The 20,181-nt window shown below is 53.9% G+C and carries 18 protein-coding genes; 12 read left to right on the top strand and 6 right to left on the bottom strand.

Annotated elements, in window-relative coordinates; translation table 11 throughout:
* Positions 1-61 precede the first annotated feature (61 nt).
* The 3 genes from RC85_RS08405 to RC85_RS08395 form a co-directional block, all read right to left on the bottom strand.
* Positions 62-787: a DUF2267 domain-containing protein gene (locus tag RC85_RS08405; protein WP_068261075.1), complete on the bottom strand. Its 726-nt coding sequence runs from the start codon at positions 785-787 to the stop codon at positions 62-64.
* A 362-nt stretch (positions 788-1,149) separates the two neighbouring features.
* Positions 1,150-1,623, bottom strand: coding sequence for a GreA/GreB family elongation factor (locus tag RC85_RS08400; protein WP_068261072.1), 474 nt, complete (start codon positions 1,621-1,623; stop codon positions 1,150-1,152).
* A 427-nt stretch (positions 1,624-2,050) separates the two neighbouring features.
* Positions 2,051-3,100 carry an NAD(P)-dependent alcohol dehydrogenase gene (locus RC85_RS08395; protein ID WP_149752983.1) on the bottom strand — a complete coding sequence of 350 codons (1,050 nt, stop codon included), beginning with the start codon at positions 3,098-3,100 and terminating at the stop codon, positions 2,051-2,053.
* Between the two features lie 299 nt (positions 3,101-3,399).
* Between RC85_RS08395 and RC85_RS08390 the strand changes: the two genes are divergently transcribed.
* Genes RC85_RS08390 through RC85_RS08355 form a run of 8 tightly spaced genes read left to right on the top strand, consistent with a single transcriptional unit; the run spans position 3,400 to position 11,544 of the window.
* Positions 3,400-3,966: a hypothetical protein gene (locus RC85_RS08390; protein WP_068261071.1), complete on the top strand. Its 567-nt coding sequence runs from the start codon at positions 3,400-3,402 to the stop codon at positions 3,964-3,966.
* A gap of 56 nt (positions 3,967-4,022) precedes the next feature.
* A complete protein-coding gene (locus RC85_RS08385) occupies positions 4,023-5,366 on the top strand; it encodes a V-type ATP synthase subunit B (protein WP_200836806.1) in 1,344 nt (447 codons plus the stop codon).
* Complete coding sequence (locus RC85_RS08380) at positions 5,363-5,953, top strand: V-type ATP synthase subunit D (RefSeq protein ID WP_068261070.1); 591 nt, start codon at positions 5,363-5,365, stop codon at positions 5,951-5,953. Before RC85_RS08385 ends, RC85_RS08380 begins: the two co-directional genes overlap by 4 nt.
* Positions 5,954-5,994: 41 nt before the next feature.
* The gene (locus RC85_RS08375; protein WP_149752982.1) at positions 5,995-7,902 is read left to right on the top strand and encodes a V-type ATP synthase subunit I; all 1,908 of its coding nucleotides are present in this window, start codon (positions 5,995-5,997) and stop codon (positions 7,900-7,902) included.
* Entirely contained in the window at positions 7,902-8,366 is a 465-nt protein-coding gene (locus RC85_RS08370; protein ID WP_068261063.1) for an ATP synthase subunit C, read from the top strand. The genes RC85_RS08375 and RC85_RS08370 overlap by 1 nt, the downstream gene beginning before the upstream one ends.
* A 4-nt stretch (positions 8,367-8,370) precedes the next feature.
* Complete coding sequence (locus RC85_RS08365; protein WP_068261060.1) at positions 8,371-9,045, top strand: hypothetical protein; 675 nt, start codon at positions 8,371-8,373, stop codon at positions 9,043-9,045.
* Between the two features lie 7 nt (positions 9,046-9,052).
* On the top strand, positions 9,053-9,763 hold the full coding sequence (locus tag RC85_RS08360) for a hypothetical protein (RefSeq protein WP_068261057.1): 711 nt from the start codon (positions 9,053-9,055) through the stop codon (positions 9,761-9,763).
* Positions 9,760-11,544 carry a V-type ATP synthase subunit A gene (locus RC85_RS08355; protein WP_068261054.1) on the top strand — a complete coding sequence of 595 codons (1,785 nt, stop codon included), beginning with the start codon at positions 9,760-9,762 and terminating at the stop codon, positions 11,542-11,544. Before RC85_RS08360 ends, RC85_RS08355 begins: the two co-directional genes overlap by 4 nt.
* 155 nt (positions 11,545-11,699) lie before the next feature.
* Here the strand turns inward: RC85_RS08355 and RC85_RS08350 are convergent, their stop codons facing one another.
* On the bottom strand, positions 11,700-13,172 hold the full coding sequence (locus RC85_RS08350; protein WP_235033438.1) for a sigma-54-dependent transcriptional regulator: 1,473 nt from the start codon (positions 13,170-13,172) through the stop codon (positions 11,700-11,702).
* Positions 13,169-14,341, bottom strand: coding sequence for a sensor histidine kinase (locus RC85_RS08345; RefSeq protein WP_068261051.1), 1,173 nt, complete (start codon positions 14,339-14,341; stop codon positions 13,169-13,171). The genes RC85_RS08350 and RC85_RS08345 overlap by 4 nt, the downstream gene beginning before the upstream one ends.
* Positions 14,342-14,777: 436 nt before the next feature.
* Between RC85_RS08345 and RC85_RS08340 the strand changes: the two genes are divergently transcribed.
* Together RC85_RS08340 and RC85_RS08335 are read left to right on the top strand one after the other, a co-directional pair.
* On the top strand, positions 14,778-14,942 hold the full coding sequence (locus tag RC85_RS08340; RefSeq protein ID WP_157593902.1) for a hypothetical protein: 165 nt from the start codon (positions 14,778-14,780) through the stop codon (positions 14,940-14,942).
* 420 nt (positions 14,943-15,362) lie between these two features.
* Positions 15,363-15,575, top strand: a complete 213-nt coding sequence (locus RC85_RS08335; protein ID WP_068261046.1) for a carbon storage regulator — start codon at positions 15,363-15,365, stop codon at positions 15,573-15,575.
* Between the two features lie 136 nt (positions 15,576-15,711).
* Here RC85_RS08335 and treZ read toward each other — a convergent pair whose 3' ends face one another.
* A complete protein-coding gene (gene treZ / locus RC85_RS08330; protein ID WP_084422481.1) occupies positions 15,712-17,514 on the bottom strand; it encodes a malto-oligosyltrehalose trehalohydrolase in 1,803 nt (600 codons plus the stop codon).
* A gap of 252 nt (positions 17,515-17,766) precedes the next feature.
* On the opposite strand from treZ, the gene RC85_RS08320 reads away from it, so the two are divergent.
* Positions 17,767-18,906: an endonuclease/exonuclease/phosphatase family protein gene (locus RC85_RS08320; RefSeq protein WP_068261041.1), complete on the top strand. Its 1,140-nt coding sequence runs from the start codon at positions 17,767-17,769 to the stop codon at positions 18,904-18,906.
* A gap of 17 nt (positions 18,907-18,923) precedes the next feature.
* Complete coding sequence (locus RC85_RS08315; protein ID WP_068261155.1) at positions 18,924-20,057, top strand: glycosyltransferase; 1,134 nt, start codon at positions 18,924-18,926, stop codon at positions 20,055-20,057.
* Positions 20,058-20,181 lie beyond the last annotated feature (124 nt).

Raw genomic sequence — 20,181 nt, 5'->3', positions numbered from 1 at the left:
AGAACAGTATTTTAGCCTGTCGACCGTGACCCGGACAGGCTAGAAGCATGCCGTACCTGTTTCACGCCGTGAATAGCTCTCTTAGTCCTTTGGGCAGTTGTCCTTGCAAGTCGTCCATTTGACCGGGGCTGACGGTCTGTTCAATGATCGCGGCGACGGACTCCATGATTCTCCATGCGTGCGACTCGTTCACACCAAGCTCGTCCATCAATTCCAACTCGATCGCGTGATCCGTGATCGTTTTGTCGGGGCCGGTCGATAGCTCACCGAGGGGCCGATGGAGCAACCAAGGAAGCTGTGAGATGAAGTTCTCGGACTCGCCCGGTGGCAGACGACGGACGATCGAGCCGAGCACGATTTGCAGAGCTTGGTCCGCCTGCTGCGACGTTTCCAGCTCGGCCGCTTCTCGCAACTGATTGCGGAAACGTCCGTAGGTCGACTTTGCACGAGCCTCGCTCCGCCGGGTTAGCGGCGAACGCCGTCCCTCCGCTGGACCACCGTCACCGATTTGCGTTTCGATCACTTCGGCTAGTTGCTCCAGCGGCCCGGCTTCGTCCAACAGCAGATCATCCAGCGTCACGATGCCGACGATGCGATCGTCCTCGACCAACGGGATGCGGCGAATGTTCCGCTGCTGCATCATCCGAATCGCGTCTTGATGAGTGTCGGCGGGCGAGAGCGTGGCAACGAGCTTGGTCATCACGTCTTCGATCAACGTCAGTTTCGGATCGAGGCCACGTCCGACAACTCGCACCGCCAAGTCAACGGCTGTGGACAGTGTCGCCATCGCGAGTGTCAGGATACATTGACAGAGCTATGAAATGCACCAGAGCCAAGGAACTGTTGCAAAACCACCTCGGAGGTTGCCGGCGGCCTGCCCGTAGCTGATCCCGCCAGGGTTCAGTCGAGCCTAATCCGATCGCGGACTGAACCCTGGCGGGATCAGCTACGTTTCAAACCGCCTCTACCAAAGCCAGGTAGCCCGGTAGGCCGGAACAAGGAGTCTTCGACGCAGTTCCGGCAGTCCGCGCCGGAACTGCTTGCCGGAACAGCGCCGAAGCGGCTCGTTGCCGGCCTACGCCCTTGGGCTAGCGAGGACTCGATACGGTTTCGATAGCGGCCACGTGAACCCATTGTGGCCGTGTCGCCTTAACTGAACAGTGACTGTCGCCGAGCGGGCGGTTGTGTAGACGGAACGCGACAACTTGGCTGCGGGGCAACGTCGTCGTGCTCGGGTTGGAACAGGATGCTTTGAATTTGCACAGTTCGTTGTCCACTGGGAACTCGCCCACGAACCATCTGACCGACATGCCGGCCCAAAATTGCAATTCCAATCGGCGAGATCACCGACAGTTTGCCGACGGCGATGTCAGCATGCTCTGGAAATACAAGCGTGTACACATCTTCGTCACCATTGATCGGATCACGTAACTGCACGACGCTTTCCATCGTTACTACGGATGCGGGAACGCGATCGTCATCCACGATCAACGCGGATTCAATGCGATGCTGCAGCATCGAAAGCGTTTGCGAATCGGCGATGCAATCCAGGTAATCACTCTCGAGTAACTCGCGGATTTGTTGGTAATCGGACTGAGTAATCAGTGGTTTTCGAGTTGGCATATCAGTATCCTCGGCCTCGCTAGGCGATGGTGAATGGGATGAAATTGCGGTCAAGCAGTGGAAAGACCAAGCAATCGCAGTGCCATTGCCCCAAACACCGAGTGTCAAACTTTAGCGACGGGTGGGTGACAACTCTCGTGACCACAGTGCGTCTATAACGACAGCAGGCTTTATCCGGCCCATCTTCTACGCGACCAAGGAACGGGTGGATTTCGCGGCTTGCAGAAGGTAGCGTTATTCGCCGGAGTCCAGGCGGCGATAGGCAATCAACACCGTTAAGAGTTTCTAAACTGTTTAACCACGTGGGCATCGCCCCGCGCGTTTTGCCCCGCGTTTCGCCCAGCATGGACGCGCGGGGCGATGCCCACGCGGTTAAACTTCACGGCGTTGATAGGCACCGCCAAGCAACGAAGTCGTCGGCCAGGAATTAGAAATTGTTTAGCAGCACAACTTTCCCTCGGATCAACCCTTCTTCGAATCGCCGATCCGCATCGGCGGCTTCGTGCATTGCGAATCGACTGTCGATAGGAATCGAGAGCCGATGGTTTTCGTAGAGCTGGATAAGCTCGTCAAGTTTTTCGGCGTTGGGCCGGAGATCCATCGCAGTTCCAGTTTTTGAGAACAGCCATGCGAACCATGACACCAGCGTTGGGTCTTCCCCTGGGCGAGTGGAAACGTATCGCCCGCCATGCTTCAGCACATCCAGGACTTCACGGAAACTCGCTTTCCCGACGACATCAAAAATCACATCCCATCGAGTTCCATTCCAGGTGAAGTTCATGTCTTGGTAGCTGATGAATTCATCGGCCCCCAGTTCACGGCAAAACGGTTCGTTCGCAGCACTGGCAACCGCCGTGACATGTGCTCCGGTTTGCTTGGCAATCTGGATTGCGAGCGCCCCAATTCCGCCGCTGGCACCGTTGATGAGCACACGATCACCAGAGACCACTTTTGCATCTTCGCGGATTGCCTGCAGCGCCATCGCACCGGCCATAGGAATGACCGACGCTTCGTCCATCGGCATTGTCTCGGGAATCAATGCAGAATGTTGATCACCGCAAACAGCGAATTCGGCGCAGACTTCGCCAGCGACATGATTGACGTGCGACATCACACGATCACCAGGACGAAACTTTGAATTCGAATCGCTTTCAACAACACGACCCGCGATTCCGTAGGCCGGAACAGAAAGACTGGTAAACAATCGCTGGCCCTTCGCCATGTCAATCCGACGGCGACGCTTGAGCGAGGTTAAGCTGGCGGTTTCTACGCGCACAAGCATTTGCCCTGCTTTGCGATTGGGAACGACAGCGTCGACAACCTGCAAGGCGGACTTTGGACGGGCGACTTCATAAGCAACCGCGCGCATCATCATGCCGCCGTCGCGCTCTCGCACAGAGTCGCACACTCGCACAGAAACGGGTAAACCTGAATCTGAGATCACAGGTTCAGTCGGGTTTACAGTTTCATTGTTCATTGTCTTCGCCTTTAAGAATGTTGCGGTCGTCGTTTCGTTGGCCACCCGTGTATCAGTTTAATTTAATGCATGCGGCGTACCGAAAGCAAAAACAAAACAGCACAATGCAATGCAATGCAGAACCGTCAACCAGCGATTCCGCCCTGACACCGCAGTGTCACCGCTGATTGACAGAAACAGACGCGAACCTCTTAAAACGCCGTAATCTTAACTTTGGTACATCAGTTGCATCTCCCACGAATTGATCGAGGACAGCACCTCGACACGATGTTTGATTGTTGCCAACAGGGAGCAAACCAATGGCCACCGACGCACTCGATAGTCGCCTTCGCGCTTTAGAAGATGAGTTTTTCTACCAAGTCGATTTGAAGCTTGGCGAGCAGTTGCGAGAGAAAACGCTACGTGAAGGGAAACGTAAACGCCTCAGCGAAATCATCCAAGTTACTGATGAGGCATCGCTTGATGAGTTGATCGATCAAGGGATCGACGAAGAAACGGTAGCAGTATTACTGTTGGTCCCGCTGGTCTTTGTTGCCTGGGCTGACGGGCGTGTCACCGAAGCCGAGCGAAGCGCCGTGATTGAATGCGTTTCGCAATACTCGCAAGAACATACCGATGCATTTGTACAGATAGTGGAGCCGTGGCTGCAGAAGCAACCCAGTGAAACGCTTTGGGGAGCCTGGGGAGCTTACATCCAGGCCTTGCGTGATAAGTCGTCCGACACGGTCGCCACCATGCTAGGCGAAAAAATAATGGAGCATGCCAACCGCATCGCCAAGGCTTCGACCAGTTTTTTGTCGCTACACCGAATTGGTCCCGACAAGCAACACGCGCTGAATCGTCTTCGCGATACATTGAAGGCATGATAGATTAAAGCCTTCCGCTGCCTCCCGCTTTTTCACTAGAAAAGACGACCCGCACCGTGATCCTACCTGAACTGATTTCTCGCACCCGTGTCATTTCGATCGTCGGTGACATTTTGAAGGTCCAGGCCGATGGCGTGGCTTTGGGCGAATTGGCGTGGGTTGAAAACCGCGACCAAATCCCGTCGCTGGCTCAGGTCACTGAGATTCGCCGCGACGTTGTTTCATTGCAAGTGTTTGCCGGCGGCAAAGGATTGCGATCCGATGCAACGGTGCGCTTTCTAGGTCATGCGTCGCAGGTGCCCTTCTCGGACGACATTCTGGGACGCGTGTTCAACGGGGTCGGGCAACCGGTTGACGGCGGGCCTGAATTGCCAGGCCATCGACGCGTTGATGTGGGCGGCCCTTCGGTTAATCCGGTCACGCGAGTCGTGCCGTCGAAGATGATCCAAACGCAAGTGCCGATGATCGACGTCTTCAACTGCTTGGTTGAAAGCCAAAAGATTCCAATCTTCTCCATCGCGGGCGAACCTTACAACGAATTGCTGGGACGGATCGCGATCCAGGCCGATGCCGACGTTGTTGTGTTTTGTGGACTGGGTTTAATCTTTGACGAGTTCCACTTCTTTCGCGAGAAATTTGAAAATGAAGGTGTGTTTCCTCGCACGGTCATGTTCGCCAACCAAGCGTCTGACCCGATCGTTGAAAGACTGCTCGCGCCTGACCTGGCATTGAAAGTCGCCGAACGTTTTGCTGTCGAACAAGACAAACGAGTGCTGGTGTTGATGACGGACATGACCGCGTTTGCGGATGCGTTGAAAGAGATCGGCGTGGCGATGGAACGTATCCCGTCGAACCGCGGTTACACCGGTGACTTGTACAGCCAATTGGCATCTCGTTACGAACGAGCATGCGATTACCGTGGTGCCGGATCGGTGACGTTGCTGGCCGTGACGACGATGCCCGGTAACGACGTCACTCATCCGGTTCCCGACAACACCGGTTACATCACCGAAGGCCAATTCTATTTGCACGATGGCATGATTGACCCATTTGGTTCGCTATCACGATTGAAACAACAAGTCATCGGCAAGGTCACTCGAGAAGATCACGCGGCGGTGATGAACACGATGATCCGGTTGTACTCCGGTGCCCGCCAAGCAGAACAGAAACAGCAAATGGCGTTCGAGTTGTCCGCGACTGATCACAAACTGCTGAAGTTTGGCGAACTGTTCGCAAAACGTTTTATGCGAATCGACGTGGCATTGCCGCTCAATGATGCGTTGGATCTGGGTTGGAAAACGATGGCGGAGTGTTTTGAGCCAGAAGAGTTGCTGGTCAAAGAAGACATCTTAGAAAAGTATTATCCCACGCAATCAGACTCGTCGCCACACTCGCCATGACACTCGCGCTCAACAAAACAACGCTCAAGCGACAACGGGATCAGGCCAAACTGTACCGGAAATTCCTGCCGTCGCTGGAACTAAAGCGACAGCAGTTGCAGGCGGCTTGGCGGAAGTCGCAAACGGAACTCGCGGCATTGGAAGCCGAGGTGGAACGAGTCAAAGCTGACTTAGAAACGCTGTACCCATTGATTGGCGGTTCAACGATTGACGTCGCCGAAATGAAACATTGGGTTCGCATTGTCGAGCTAACACACGAAACAGAAAACGTCGTTGGCACTTCGGTGCCAGTGCTGGGGGAACTTCGCCTAGAAGTCCAACCGTATTCGCGATTGATCATGCCATTCTGGGTTGATTCACTCGTTGCGGCTTTGCAGCAAATGGTTCGCCTGCGGGTGCAGGTCCAGGTGGCTAGGCAGCGAACCGAAGTATTGGCGGCGGCGCTACGCCGAGTCACGCAGCGTGTCAACTTGTTCGACAAAGTCTTGATCCCGCAAGCCGAAGACAACATTCGACGCATCGTCATCTTTTTATCTGATCAGGAACGCGCGGCCGTCGTGCGTTCCAAAATTGCCAAGTCTCGTTAACGCATGTTAGCCCCACTTCCTTAAGATAGGACTCATTCAAGTTGGCCATTGTTCCCCTTCGTCGCATGGCATTGATCGGTGAATTGCAACACCGCGATCGTGTCATCATGGAATTGCAACGTCTGGGATGTATGCATGTGTTGGACCAGAGCGAAGCGGATCGCCAACCGGATGGCCTGAACGATTTGGCGGCCAACCTAAAATCCGCAATCCACTACTTGGAACGCACTCCCGAAAATCGCCCGGCACCCGCCAATGCTCCCACACTGCTTGCAAATGCGGATCAACGCGACGAAGCCAAACGCATCGCTGCGGAAGTCTTGCAGATTGAATCCGAATCGCGAGGGTTTGCCGAAGAGCAAGAATCTGTTCGCGAGGCGATCAAACAAACGCAGCCTTGGGGAAGTTTTGCGAAGCCGACCGCCGACGAATTGGGTGGTCAGCAATTGTATTTTCACCGGCTAACCCATCGTCAATCTCGGGCGTCGCAGAAAGTGATGCAGGATCTGGTTGCCGAGCGAATCAATGTCGATCTGCAACACGAATACTGGCTTGTTATCGCTAGCGAAACGCCTTCGGGCATGCCTTGCGAACCGGAAGCACTGGACCCACGTTCGCTCGATCAATTGCAAAGCCGATTGGTTGAACTTGATGGGTTGCAAGAACAGTTGCAGGTGCGCCGAATCGCGTTGACCCGCTGGCTGGATCGACTGCGATTCCACTTGGCTGCTGTTCAGGACGAAACCTCGCGGATGATCGCCTCGCATCGTTCGCTGGTCGATGGGCCGGTGTTTGTCCTGGATGGATGGGTTCCGCAGCGACAGATCAAGGCGTTGGAACAATTTGCGATCCGCAATACGTTGGCTCTGCGGATTCGGAAACCGGAACTGGACGACCAACCACCAACGCTGCTTAGCAATCCGCGACCGATCGCAGGTGCCGAAGGCGCGGTCACGTTTTTCATGACGCCAGGCTATCGATCCTGGGATCCAACATGGGTGATGTATTTTTCCTTCGCGGCTTTCTTTGCGATGATCCTGGCTGACGCTGGTTATGGAATCGTGTTGGCAGTGATCTTGGCGCTGGCCGCCAAGTCGCTCGGTCGCACCGAATCGGGACGTCGGTTTCGTCAGTTGGCCGTGTTTATGGTCGCGGTCACGATCGGGTATGGATTGTTGATTGGCAGCTTCTTTGGGATCGCCCCGCCGGACGGCAGTTGGTTAGACGGTTTGGTCATCAAGAGCGACGGTCGCTCGATCATGCAAGACCGCGAAGCGATGATGTTGGTTGCCGCGACGATTGGCGTTTTCCATTTGGTTCTCGCCAACGCGATCGTTGCTTGGCGATGGCTTGGCAGCGGACATGCGTTGTCATCGGTCGGTTGGATGCTCGCATTGATTGGCGGCTGGATGTTAGCCTTGGCTATGATCCCCAAACCCGATGTCATGTTGCTCCTGTCCGATTGGCTCGGCGGAAATGAACTCGGTAACAGCGCAGCCGATTGGAAAGCCGCGGTCACAACCGGTGGATCGTGGATACTGGGCGGTGGGTTAGGCTTGGTATTGTTGTTCTCCAGCACGCGTCCTGTCTTTTCGCTGCGCCCACGTGACTGGTTGATGCGTCTGGTCGATGGCGTGATGGGATTGACTGGCGTGACGAAAGCATTCGGCGATGCACTCAGCTACCTGCGACTTTTTGCGTTGGGTCTAGCCAGTGCTCAGCTCGCGATCATTTTCAATCAACTCGCTTCCGATGCCGCTCAAACCAAGGGCGTCGGCCTGTTGTTGGGGCTATTGATCTTCTTGCTCGGGCACACGTTGAATTTAGTCTTGGCTGTTGTTGGTGGCGTCGTCCACGGGTTGCGTTTGAATTGCATTGAGTTTTTTAGTTGGTCGCTCACCGATGAGGGCCAACCGTTCGAGACCTTTGAGATGAAAGCAGAAGAATAATGGAGTCACCATTTTGGGACATGATGGGAATGCTGGGCATTTACGCTCCGCTAGCGCTCGGTGCGATCGGCAGCATCCTGGGATGCAGCGCCGGCGGTCAAGCTGCGTGCGGCGCGATGCTGGATGTCGAAAGCGGCTACGGTCGTTTGGTCGGCCTGTCGGCGTTGCCGTCATCGCAAACGATCTATGGCATCGTGGTGATGTTGTCGCTCAATCGCACGATCGAAATTGAGTCGGCACCAGGCTTGTTCGCGATTGGATCGTTGTGCGGCGTGGCGTTATTGTTCAGTGGTTGGTTTCAGGGTAAATGCTGTGCATCGGCGATCCATGCGACCAAGAGTAAGCCAGAGATTTTCGGTTTATCGGCTGCACCGGCGGCGATTGTCGAAGGCTTCGCCGTGTTCGCGTTCATCTTTGCACTGATCTTGGCCGGCAGTTTGCCTGCGGCGACGGGAGGCGTTTGATTCCATGGCAACGTCATCTAATGAAACCACCAAGACCAGCGACACCGTTGGCGTTCAACAACTGATCGACCGTTTGAAATCCGAAGGTGTGCAGGAAGGCAAAGAGCAAGCCAGTGCATTGTTGGCGGCTGCGAAACAAGAAGCCGCGGCGATCATCGAAGCGGCACGCGACGAAGCGGATACTCTTTTACGGGACGCTGGACGAGAAGCCGAAAAGACCGAAGTCAACGGCAAGCGAGCCTTATCGCTGGCGGCCCGCGACACAGGCCTGCAGTTGAAGGAACAACTGGAACGTGAATTCCGCGGCTGGATCGGAGCATTGACCGAGCAACAACTCGACCAGCCGGATTTCTTGCCCAAGATCATCCTGGAAATGGCGGGCCAGTGCAGTGACACCGTCGTCGAAAGCAAAGGAGAAATCAAACTGCTGTCCAACGAAAACCATTCGTCACAGGAAATTGAAAGGTTCGTCAAAAGCCAAGCCGCTGCGATGTTCCAGCACGGCGTCACTGTGCAACTTGATCCATCGGTCCAGCACGGCTTTCGAATGCAGCTTACCGGTAAGAATGTCGAAATTGACATGACAGACCAAGCGGTGACGTCGGCGCTGATGCGGTTCTTGGCACCCAAGTTTCGCAAACTGATCGGATCATCCCAGCCAGAAGTGGCCAGCGAGTAATCTCGGCATGACAACTTATTATACTTTGGTTGCTTCCTTACCACCGCTGCCGCGATCGTTTGATGCCGGGCCCATTCCGATTACCGCATCGACACTGCGGCATCGGTTATCGATGTTGACCGATGCCGATCGTTTCGTCACTGACCAACTTGCGGATTTCTTTCGCTGGGACCGACAACCGATCGAGCGGAGTGATGGCGACGTGATCGCAAGGCATCAACAATTGAAACGCCAGATCCGAAATCCATTGGTTCTTCGTCTGGTCGAACACCGCTTTGAAGTGCGAACCTTGGTTGCGGCATTGAGGTGTCAGCGCGATGGCGCACCACGCCCCGAATTGCCCGCTTTACCGGTTTCGACATGGATTCGACGGCACTGGGACAAGGCCGGTTTTGGGTCCAGTTCGCGTTACCCATGGGTTGCTGTTTTTTGCCAAGCACTCGACGAAAAACAACCAAAGCATGCTCAATACGAATTGTTTTCCGAATTGTGGCAGGTCTGGAGCCGACTTGACCAGCAATATCACTTCACGTTCGAGTCGGTCGTTTTGTACCTGGCTCGTTGGGAAATCCTGTTCCGCTGGAGCAGCCAAAACACGGAACTTGGCCAGCAACGTTTCGACGATTTAGTCGAAGACATTTTAGGTAGCTCGGTGGTCCCCCACCGAGAATCTGCACTCGAATTCTCGGTGGGGGACGACCGAGTTGCTTCGCCATGACCATTACAAATAATCAAACCAACACCGCGCCCGCCAAAGTCCTTGGCGTCAACGGCAACATCGTTCGCATCGAATTGGCTGGACAACAGATCATGAAGAACGAAGTTGCTTACGTTTGCGTTGGCGACGAACGTTTGAAAGCCGAAGTGCTTCGCATCAACGGCAATGAAGCCGACTTGCAAGTCTTTGAAGAAACCCACGGCCTTCGCTTTGGTGACGAAGTCGACTTGCAGGGGCAATTGCTGTCCGTCTCTTTGGGCCCGGGCTTGCTGGGAACGATCTATGACGGATTGCAAAACCCGCTTCGTAAACTCGCCGAACTCGATGGATTCTTTCTCAAACGAGGCCGCGAAATCGAAGCACTTGATCCGGCGGATTCATGGGACTTTACTCCAGTGGTCAAAGTTGGCGACCAAGTCGTCGCCGGACAAACGCTCGGTACGGTCCCGGAGAAAAACATCACGCACAAAGTCATGGTTCCCTTTGATGCAGCCACCGTGCTGACCGTCCAATCGATCGCCGAAGGACGCTTGCGGACCGATGCCGACGTCGCAACCTTGGTGGATGCGAAAGGCAACACGGTGGTTGTTCCGATGATGCAAACCTGGCCAGTGCGGCAACCCATTTCGCAGCGGATGCAAGAACAACGTTTGGTCGATCGCGAATTCCCGTCGCAACCGTTGATCACGACGACTCGGATCGTCGACACTTTCTTTCCGATTGCTCGCGGCGGCACCGGCTGCATCCCAGGACCGTTCGGCGCGGGCAAGACGGTGTTGCAGGGTTTGATCGCCCGGTACTGCACCGTGGATGTCGTGATCGTCGTCGCGTGTGGCGAACGAGCAGGCGAGGTCGTCGAGACGATTCACGAATTTGCTGAAATGGATGACCCGCGGACGGGCGGCAAGTTGATGGATCGGACCATCATCATTTGCAACACCTCGTCGATGCCCGTTGCGGCACGTGAAGCGTCGATCTACACCGGAATCACGCTGGGCGAGTACTACCGACAGATGGGTTTGGACGTGTTGCTGCTGGCGGATTCAACATCGCGTTGGGCGCAAGCGATGCGAGAAACTAGCGGCCGGTTGGAAGAGATCCCCGGCGAAGAAGCCTTTCCGGCGTACCTGGACAGTTCCATCAAACAGCTTTACGAACGGGCAGGAGTGCTGCGACTAAACGACGGCACGACTGGCAGCTTGACGCTGATCGGATCAGTTTCACCGGCCGGTGGCAACTTTGAAGAACCCGTCACGCAGTCAACACTTGGAACCGTGAAGTGTTTCCTCGGCTTGTCGTACGAACGAGCTTACAAGCGTTTTTATCCTGCGATCGACCCGTTGATTTCCTGGTCGCGATATCGGGAACAACTCGAAGGTTATTTCAAGCACGAGATTGGCCCCCATTGGACATCCGGCGTTTCCGAGATGCACCAATTGCTGCGTGATGGTGAAAGTATTGAACAGATGATGCAAGTCACCGGGGAAGAAGGTGTGTCAATCGAAGACTACGTCACGCATCAGAAATCGTTGTTCTTGGACATGGTTTATCTGCAGCAAGACGCTTACGACGCAGTGGACGTTTCCGTACCGATGCAGCGTCAAGTCGAGATGTTCTCGCTTTGTCAAAAAATGATTCGTCGCGAACATAACTTTGACGACAAGGAACAAGCACGCACGTTCTTCTTGAAACTGACCGGTTTGTTCAAGAACTTAAACACTTCGCCATCGGGTTCGGCAAACTACGACCGATTCCTCGGCGAGATCGAAGCAATGGTTTAAACACGATTTGCTGGAGTGTAGGCTTTAGCCGAGTCAGCCTGGAACATGTGCTGGAATAAGCATAGCGACGTTCAGGCTATCCAGTGCAATTGCCGGAACTGCGCCGCTAACGCGTCTTGTTCCGGCCTACGTTGATACGTTGCACCAGCAATCGATCAAACCCGAAAGTCGGCCGCTTGGATATCGTGTTTCTTAAGCAGTTTGTGCATTCCTTGACGCGACAAATCGGCGTGCCGCGCCGCCTCGGATACATTTCCGCAATGGGACTGCATCAAATTGACAAGATACTGATACTCGGCTGCCTCCATCGCTTCTTCACGCGACGCGCCGGGTAGCGAAACCGGTAGCGAACCAGGTGGCCCAGTCGTTGGACCTGCAGAAGCACGTGTGTTCTTCGTACTGGCCGGGATGCTTTCCACGGGTTGCGGTTGCCGAATCTTTTCAGGCAAGTCCGTTACCGTGATCGTCGTCCCGCGAGCCAACGCAACCGCACGCTCAATCACATTTCGCAGCTCGCGAATATTGCCTGGCCACGAATACCGCATCAGTGAATCGGTCGCTTCGGCAGTAAACCCATCGATCTTAGATTTCTCTGGCCGCAACATTTTCAGAAACGCGTCCGCCAACTGCAAGACATCGTTACCACGTTCGCGGAGCGGTGGCAGTTCAACTTGAATCACACCTAACCGATAAAACAAGTCTTGGCGAAAACGTCCAGCGTTGACTTCCAACTCTAAGTCGCGGTTCGTCGCGCAAACGAATCGTGTGTTGACCGAAACAGGCGTGTGACTGCCGACGGGAGTAAAGGTCTGTTCCTGAACCGCACGAAGTAATTTCGCCTGCAATGGCGCTGGCAATTCGCCCAGTTCGTCAAAGAATGCGGTTCCGCCGTCGCATTGTTTCAGCAAGCCTTCGGCATCGCCAACGGCACCTGTAAAAGAACCCTTTTTGTGCCCAAACAACATCGACTCGAACAACGCTTCGGGAACTGCCGTGCAATCGATGACTTGAAACTTCCCTTTCTTGCGATGACTATGCGAATGAATCGTGCTGGCGACCACTTCTTTGCCCGTGCCACTCTCACCAGTGATCAAAACACTGGTGTCGGTTCCGGCAACTCGATCGATGATCTCGAAAAGTTCTAGCATCGGCTTACTGCTGCCGATGATGTGCGGAAACAACGTTTCCAATTCTTCACGTTTTCGCGGCGGTGTGACCGGCAGCAGCGATTGTGCCTTGCTGGCCGCGATCACACGCCGGACGCACGCCAACAGATCGTCAAACTTGACCGGCTTAAGCAGGTAGTCCGTAATCCCCAATCGGATACTTTCGATCGCCGATGGTAACGTCGGCACGCCGGTCACCACGACAATCGGAACATGAGGCCGATGAGTGCTTTGGTCCCGCAACAATTCCAGTTTCAAATTGCCCGGCATGTTTAGATCTGACAGAACCAAATCAAACGATTCGGCGTGCAGACGCTCGATCGCCGCCCCCGCGTCGGGAACACAAACACATTCGTAACCCGCTTTGCCAAGCAAGGCTCCCGTTGTGCGCAGGTACAAAGGTTCGTCATCGGCGACGAGGATTCGTTGAGGCTTTTCGCCCATGATTCTTCCATCCTTCATGATTCTTCTATCCTTCGTGGCAGCGTAACAGTGAACGTGCTGCCTTGGCCAACGCGAGACTTCACAGACAGACTTCCGTTCATGCCTTCGACCAAATTCCTTGAAACCGATAGCCCCAACCCCATCCCCTCTTTTAATTCGCTTTTGGTTGTGAAGAACGGTTCAAAAATGTGTTGCAAAACCGAGTCTTCGATTCCGCAGCCTTCATCGCTGACGGCAAGCTTTACTTCGCTGTCGTTACACTCCACCCCGATCTCGACGATCGAATGCGGTTCCGACGCCTGGACAGCATTGCGAATCAAATTGAATAGCACTTGCTTTAGTTCACCCTCGGGCAAGCGAACAACATCGTCGTCAGCATTTGAATCGACGACCAGCTTTGCTTGATAGCGGCGTAGAACTGGATCAAGCAACGTCGAGACATCGCGAATTGTTTTTGCAATTGAAAACTCAGCGGACTTTTGTGGATTGCGACGATAGAGTTGATACATCTGGTGAATGATTGAACTGATGCGTTCAATTTCTTTGTCAACCAGTTCTAGCAGTTCGTAATGCTCATGCTCGGACGTCAGGCTATCACGAAACAAAGCGAATGCATTTCGGATCCCAGCCAACGGGTTGTTGACTTCATGAGCCACACCGGCGGCAAGTTCGCCGAGAGCGGCAAGCTTTTCCATCTGCTGACGGTGCTTTTCCAATTGAGCAATGCGAGCGGTTCGCTCTTGAACCAGTTGCTCCAAATGTTCCGTATACAGACGCAATTGTTCTTTCAATCCCTGTCGATCGGTGATGTCACGAACGCTGGTGCGAAACCCTAAATGCTTCCCATCGTCGTCGTACATCGGTTGCCATGAAACAGCCATCCACCGCTCTTGGCCGTCGCGGGTCAGGATCTCAAATTCTAAATCGTTATGCGACTTACCCGAAATCGCATCGGAAAGCATCTTGGACATCCGAGCGTGATCCTTCTCGGCAATGATCGGCAGCGGATAGTCATCCATCTGCATGCACCGATCCACGGAGTATCCCGTCATGCGTTCGACGGCGTCATTGACCCAAACTAATTTTCCATGCGGATCGTGCCAGCTTTCCCAGTCATAGGTGTAATTGGCAACGAAGCGAAAAAACACGTCGTTGTTTGAACGATCGCGAAGGTATGAGTAAGGCATCGGCAACTGTCTGGCGAATCAAGCAGGGTTTGAAGCATAGGTTTTTCAACAACCTTCGCTTGCAAAGAACACACTGCTGCAAAGCACACGCTGTGCCCAAACGTTGACAGTTGTATTTTCGTTGTATTTACAACATGTGTCACCCATCGTTGCGGCAACCCAGGGTGACACTGTCGCTGCCCGGCGACACATTGTTTGGATCGGGCCAAAAAACAAGCCTAGCCTACCAAGAAATCGAAGTTCTTTCTCGGCTGACTAGGCTTGCTTAGCAGTGCAGACCACCGGGGTAAGTTGTCCACATGCCACCCAAAACGTTCAAGACGGCGTTGACGATGCTGTCCCTTTTTTACTATCGGGCCCTGCGTGTCCCAGGATGATGAAATTCGGCCCGACTACTTCGCTGCCATCCCCAAGACTTCTTTTTTGGGGTCGCTTTATGATTCGACAACGAATGCGAATTCCAATTCCAGTTCCAAAACGAATGCTTTTGTCGCTGAGTGGTTCGGCGATGAATCGACCTGTGATCATCTTCCCAGAATCCGCGACCGGGATGCTGGCGTCGTTCCGCTGTACTGCGAATTTTCTTGGCCTCAGCGATTGATGTAATTCCGAATGTCGCGGCCAAAACGCCAACGACTACTAACGAACGAAGTTTGCAATTCATGGTTAAACTCTCAGGTGTAAAGTGAAGGTTGAATCCCCTTTGATCGGGACACTTACCGCCTTCGCATGCCGAGTGCCAAATGCAATCACGACCCCCAGAAGAAAGATGCAAGACAGCTAAAACCTCGTCTTTCACCGTGCAAACGCGAAAGATTTTCCTGCCGCCAAGCGGAACCGGGGTGAACTGGAAACCCAGACCTCGGGTGCAGCGTCTTGCTTTGTTGACGGTCCTGAACGACACCGTCAATCAAAAGCGACATACCTATTCAGACCAGACAAATCCTTTCGGCACGGTGCTTGCTACTTGCAGATTCACGCTCAACCAAAGTCACTGAATCATCCATGAAGGGAATCAATCATGTTGGTGTTGTCACGAAAGCAAAATGAATCCGTGCTACTTCCCGAAGCGGGAATTACGATCACAGTTTTGAAGATCAAAGGCGGTCGAATTCAAATTGGCATCGACGCCCCAACGGAGTTGTCAATTCTGCGTGGTGAAATCGGTGAGGAGACGGATTCCAGGTTGGCCGCGTCTGAGTGCGCACCACTTCCAGTGATCCGCCCCAGATGAGCGGTCGCAAAAATTCAAACCTCCACCGGGGAGGAGGTCGGACGTTTCAACGGCCAAGAGGGGGTGCTTGTCGTAGGCCGTATTTCGCTCCACCCAAAACGGCCTGCTTGATTGCCTCGAACAGACCTTTCCTCACCTAGTCAGATGCGACTCGGACAACGATTGCGTGATTCGCCTGAAGCTGTTGGCTTTGATCACCTTTGTTGGAGTCCAAGACAACTTTTCCGTCGATCGGCAATGGGATGGGAGCGGCATCCCAGGCGATTGGGTTCAGCCGCACGACGACCGCGACACTCTGATTCGTGTCGCGATATCGCATCACAAAAACGCCTTGGTTTGGATCTGATTCCAGTTGTAAATTAGCGTCGCACAACAAGCCGCTGCTGATCCATTGTTTGCGTAAACTAATTAGGCTGCGATACCAATCGACCATTGACGCGTCACCATCGGCGCGGTTTCCGATTTTGGAATCATGGAACGCGGCGGGTTTGACTGGCGATGAACCTTCGGACCAATCATGTTGCGGGTATTCGCGGCGGCGGCCTTTGACAACAGATCGGCGAAGCGATGAGTCACTAAAATCGACGAAGAATTGAAACGGTTGATCGCAGGCAAACTCTTCCCCCATAAACAACATTGGAATTGCCGGGGACAGGATCAACATCGCCGCCGCAGCACGCTGAACCGCCGGTGATGCCAATTGATGAAGCCGCACGCCCAGCGGGTGATTGCCAATGAAGTCATGGTTTTGAATCGAATAGATCAACGTTGACGTGTCGACGCGATCGGTGGGCGATTGACGAATCGGTTTGGCACCAAAGTCGCCGCTAAAGATGTATCCGCTTCGCAGGACTTGGTCCAAATCGTTAGCAGACCTGTATTCGCGGTCGGTCAATTGTTCGCCTGGACGAAGTGTCGAAAACACCGAGTGCAAAAAACAATCACTCCACTGGGCATCAAACCCACACCCGCCGGCATCCGTCGCGGTCGTCATCGCAGCATTGTAGATGTTCGATTCGGCAATCAACCTCGCTGGACGCCCCGATTCATTGCGATAGCGCTGCACCGCCTCGGCCATTTCGACGACGACATGCTTTTCGCTTTGATCAATCATGCAATGGACTGCGTCGACGCGAAGTGCATCGAAATGGTATTCATCAAACCAAGCGATGACGTTGGAGACAAAGAACCGGCGCAGTTCTTTGCTGTTTCTTGCGCCGTCGAAATTGGGCCCCGCTCCCCACGGAGTACGATGGCTGCGAGAAAGATACGGACCAATCTCACCAAGGTAATTGCCCTCCGGCCCCAGGTGGTTGTAGACCACGTCTAAGAAAACCGCCAAGCCCTTTGCGTGAGCAGCATCAACCAGGCGACGCAGATCATCGGGCGTTCCGTAATTGCGATTGGGTGCGAACAAGTTGACACCATCGTATCCCCAGTTCCATTTGCCCGGTGCATCGGCAACTGGCATCAGTTCGATTGCCGTGATACCAAGATCGATCAGCTCATCCAGCCGATCGATGGCAGCGACAAACGTTCCCTGGTCAGTGAACGTGCCGATATGAAGCTCGTAAATCACCCAGTCATCACGCTCAATTCCCGACCAATCCTGGTCGGTCCAACCGAAATCTCGTGACACGACTTCGCTGGGACCATGAACACCTTCGGGCTGATAACGCGAAGCCGGATCGGGTCTGGGTGGCAGCTCGTCAAACCGATAAAAATAACGGTCGCCCGGACCTACTCCATCGATTTCAATTTGGTGATATCCGTCCGCCGACTTCTCCATCGCGATCGGGACGTCTTGCCCAACAACCTGCACCTTGACTAGACGAGATTTCGGAGACCACACGCAAAAACTGGTGCTATTGGTGCTGGTTGGGGTCGCACCAAGCGCATGATGCAGTTGGGATTGTTCAATTTCTTCAGCGGGCAGCATATCAATAGAAGGGTGCGTGAACAAAGGAAAGCGGATTCGGCTAAACTACAAGTTTCCATTATTTAGAGACTGTTTTAAGATCACTTGCGACCCGCCCGTAGCTGATCCCGCCAGGGTTCAGTCGAACTTGAGCCGATGCAGAACTGAACCCTGGCGGGATCAGCTACGTCTTCAAACAGTCTCTTTGTGTCTGCCAGGCGTTCTCTGACGACACCAATGTGACGGAACACGTTTTTTAGGCCAATCCCCACGATGAAACTATCCATTGTTATTGCCGCGGTTTTGATCGTGTGCGCGACGCACTGCCGAGCCATCGCCACCGAACCAGCGAAACCCATGATTCGAATTGCCACCTACAACGTTTCGCTTTTTGACAAAGCCGAGGGCATCGTTCGTAAACGCTTAGCGAGTGGTACCGACAAAAAAGCGGCCAAAATTGCGGCAGTGATCCAAACGGTTCGCCCCGACATCTTGCTTCTCAACGAGATTGATTACGACGGAGAAGGCGAAACAGTGAAACTGTTCGCAGAAAAATTCTTGGCAAAGTCTCAACGAGGCCTCGACCCAATCGACTATCCCTACCTCTACGCGGCACCTAGCAACACAGGCGTTGCTTCCGAGATGGATTTGGACGGCGACGGAAAAACGGGCGGTCCAGCGGACGCATGGGGTTTTGGTGTTTACCCGGGCCAGTACTCCTTTGCTGTGCTTAGCCGTTTTCCAATCGACGAATCAGAAATCCGAACCTTCCAGAATTTCCGGTGGCGTGATTTTCCTGATGCGAACAAGCCGACTGATCCACAAACAGGTCAACCGTACTACCCCAGCGACGTCTGGGAAACACTGCGACTGTCCAGCAAGAATCATGTTGACGTTCCGATTCAAGTTGGCGATCAGATCATTCATCTATTAGCCAGCCATCCAACACCACCAGTTTTTGATGGTCCCGAAGACCGAAACGGAAACCGCAATCACGATGAAGTCCAGCTCTGGAATCACTACATCAGCGATCCCAATGCAAAATGGTTGACCGATGATCAAGGACGTTCCGGCGGCTTGATTGGCGACGCCAGTGACGATCCGTTCTTTGTGATCGCGGGCGACTTGAACACGGACCCCGAAAGCGGCGATTCAATTCAAAGTGCAATCATTGAACTGACCCAACACAAGCGAGTCCAAGATCCCAAGCCAGTCCGCACGGGCGATTCCAGCAGTCGAGCAACGGCAAGCTTTGGTCCACAACGCGAAATGCGAATCGACTATGTGTTGCCCAGCAGCAATTTCCTGGTCAATGACAGTGCCGTGTTTTGGCCAGCCAAGGCGGATCCGAATTACGAACTGATCACCGCAACCGATCACCGACTGGTTTGGGTCGAGGTGCAACTGCCTTGACGATCCGAGTCCTTTTTATGATCAGTTCGATGCGAGGCGGTGGCAGCGAGCAACAAACGCTGCTCTTGCTGCAGCACTTGGATCGAACCAAATTTAGTCCGCACTTGTACCTCACGCATCGCGAAGGCGACTTGCTAGATCGCATTCCCGATGATGTGGTCATTCATGAATTTCAGCCTTCGCCCGCGAAGTTCTATTTTCCTGGACGAGCCCTTCGTGATCAGGTTGACCATTTGCAAACTCTGATTCAATCAGAACAAATCGACGTGATCTACGATCGAACATTTCACATGACCATGATCGCGGGACCAGCAGCAAGCGCCGCAGGCGTGCCTAGAATATCGACGATTGTTAGTCCGCCCGATCGAGCGTTGCCGTTGGTGGAGCGTCGATTTGTTGGAATCAAAAAGCGACGATTGGCGAAAGCGTATCGTCAATCTGCCCGCGTGATCGCGGTCAGCCGAAATGCCGCTGAATCGGCAGCACGATACTATGGCCTGAAAGCTAATCAGATCGACGTCGTTCCGAATCCGGTTGACCGTAACTCAATCATCGAAAGAGCGAAGACGAAAATCGATCGCCCTGACGGTGTTACCGTGTTGGCCTGCGTAGGACGAATGACCCAGGAAAAGGGGCATTCGGATTTGATCGAGGCACTTCGGTTGACGGAATCGGATTGGTCGCATGCACCGCTGCATGTTTGGATGGTCGGCGATGGGCCATTGTTGGAAAGTCTAAACACGAAATCCGAGCAAACGCTGAAACTGCATCACGCGGAATTCGTTGGTCATCAGCCCGACGCTGCACCTTGGATCGGTTCCGCCGATGGCTTGGTATTGCCTTCGCGGTTTGAAGGCATGCCGAACGTTGTTTTAGAAGCGATGGCGTTGGGCATTCCCGTGGTCGCAACCGCCGCCGGTGGCACGCCCGAACTTCAAGGCAACCCACCAACAATGTTCATGGCCGAGTCCGCCGATCCAAGCTCACTAGCACTTCAGCTAAGAAGGTTCGCCGCAGAGCAACCATCGCGGATCAACCAAGTCCAAGCAGCAACAGAAATGATCCAGCGAGACCACAATGTCGAGAAAGCCGTCCGCAAAATTGAATCGATTTTGGCAGGTTCAGTCGAGCTTGCTCCGACCATGGACTGAACCCAACGCCGTGAAGGGTTTCTAAATTGTTTAACCGCGTGGGCATCGCCCCGCGCGTTCGGGCCAGCACGACGCGCGGGGCGATGCCCACGCGGTTAAACGAACTAACCCGTGTTTTCCGGGA

This window comes from Rubripirellula obstinata (assembly GCF_001642955.1).
In the GTDB taxonomy this organism is placed as follows: domain Bacteria; phylum Planctomycetota; class Planctomycetia; order Pirellulales; family Pirellulaceae; genus Rubripirellula; species Rubripirellula obstinata.
Note: the sequence above shows the minus strand (reverse complement) of the source record. Positions and strands in the feature narration are given on the sequence as shown.

Bases quoted from the DNA above. Each gene is read 5' to 3' on its own strand.
- RC85_RS08405 (WP_068261075.1), bottom strand. From the start codon at position 787: ATGGCGACACTGTCCACAGCCGTTGACTTGGCGGTGCGAGTTGTCGGA.
- RC85_RS08400 (WP_068261072.1), bottom strand. From the start codon at position 1,623: ATGCCAACTCGAAAACCACTGATTACTCAGTCCGATTACCAACAAATC.
- RC85_RS08395 (WP_149752983.1), bottom strand. From the start codon at position 3,100: ATGAACAATGAAACTGTAAACCCGACTGAACCTGTGATCTCAGATTCA.
- RC85_RS08390 (WP_068261071.1), top strand. From the start codon at position 3,400: ATGGCCACCGACGCACTCGATAGTCGCCTTCGCGCTTTAGAAGATGAG.
- RC85_RS08380 (WP_068261070.1), top strand. From the start codon at position 5,363: ATGACACTCGCGCTCAACAAAACAACGCTCAAGCGACAACGGGATCAG.
- RC85_RS08370 (WP_068261063.1), top strand. From the start codon at position 7,902: ATGGAGTCACCATTTTGGGACATGATGGGAATGCTGGGCATTTACGCT.
- RC85_RS08365 (WP_068261060.1), top strand. From the start codon at position 8,371: ATGGCAACGTCATCTAATGAAACCACCAAGACCAGCGACACCGTTGGC.
- RC85_RS08360 (WP_068261057.1), top strand. From the start codon at position 9,053: ATGACAACTTATTATACTTTGGTTGCTTCCTTACCACCGCTGCCGCGA.
- RC85_RS08355 (WP_068261054.1), top strand. From the start codon at position 9,760: ATGACCATTACAAATAATCAAACCAACACCGCGCCCGCCAAAGTCCTT.
- RC85_RS08350 (WP_235033438.1), bottom strand. From the start codon at position 13,172: ATGAAGGATGGAAGAATCATGGGCGAAAAGCCTCAACGAATCCTCGTC.
- RC85_RS08345 (WP_068261051.1), bottom strand. From the start codon at position 14,341: ATGCCTTACTCATACCTTCGCGATCGTTCAAACAACGACGTGTTTTTT.
- RC85_RS08340 (WP_157593902.1), top strand. From the start codon at position 14,778: ATGATTCGACAACGAATGCGAATTCCAATTCCAGTTCCAAAACGAATG.
- RC85_RS08335 (WP_068261046.1), top strand. From the start codon at position 15,363: ATGTTGGTGTTGTCACGAAAGCAAAATGAATCCGTGCTACTTCCCGAA.
- treZ (WP_084422481.1), bottom strand. From the start codon at position 17,514: ATGCTGCCCGCTGAAGAAATTGAACAATCCCAACTGCATCATGCGCTT.
- RC85_RS08320 (WP_068261041.1), top strand. From the start codon at position 17,767: ATGAAACTATCCATTGTTATTGCCGCGGTTTTGATCGTGTGCGCGACG.
- RC85_RS08315 (WP_068261155.1), top strand. From the start codon at position 18,924: ATGATCAGTTCGATGCGAGGCGGTGGCAGCGAGCAACAAACGCTGCTC.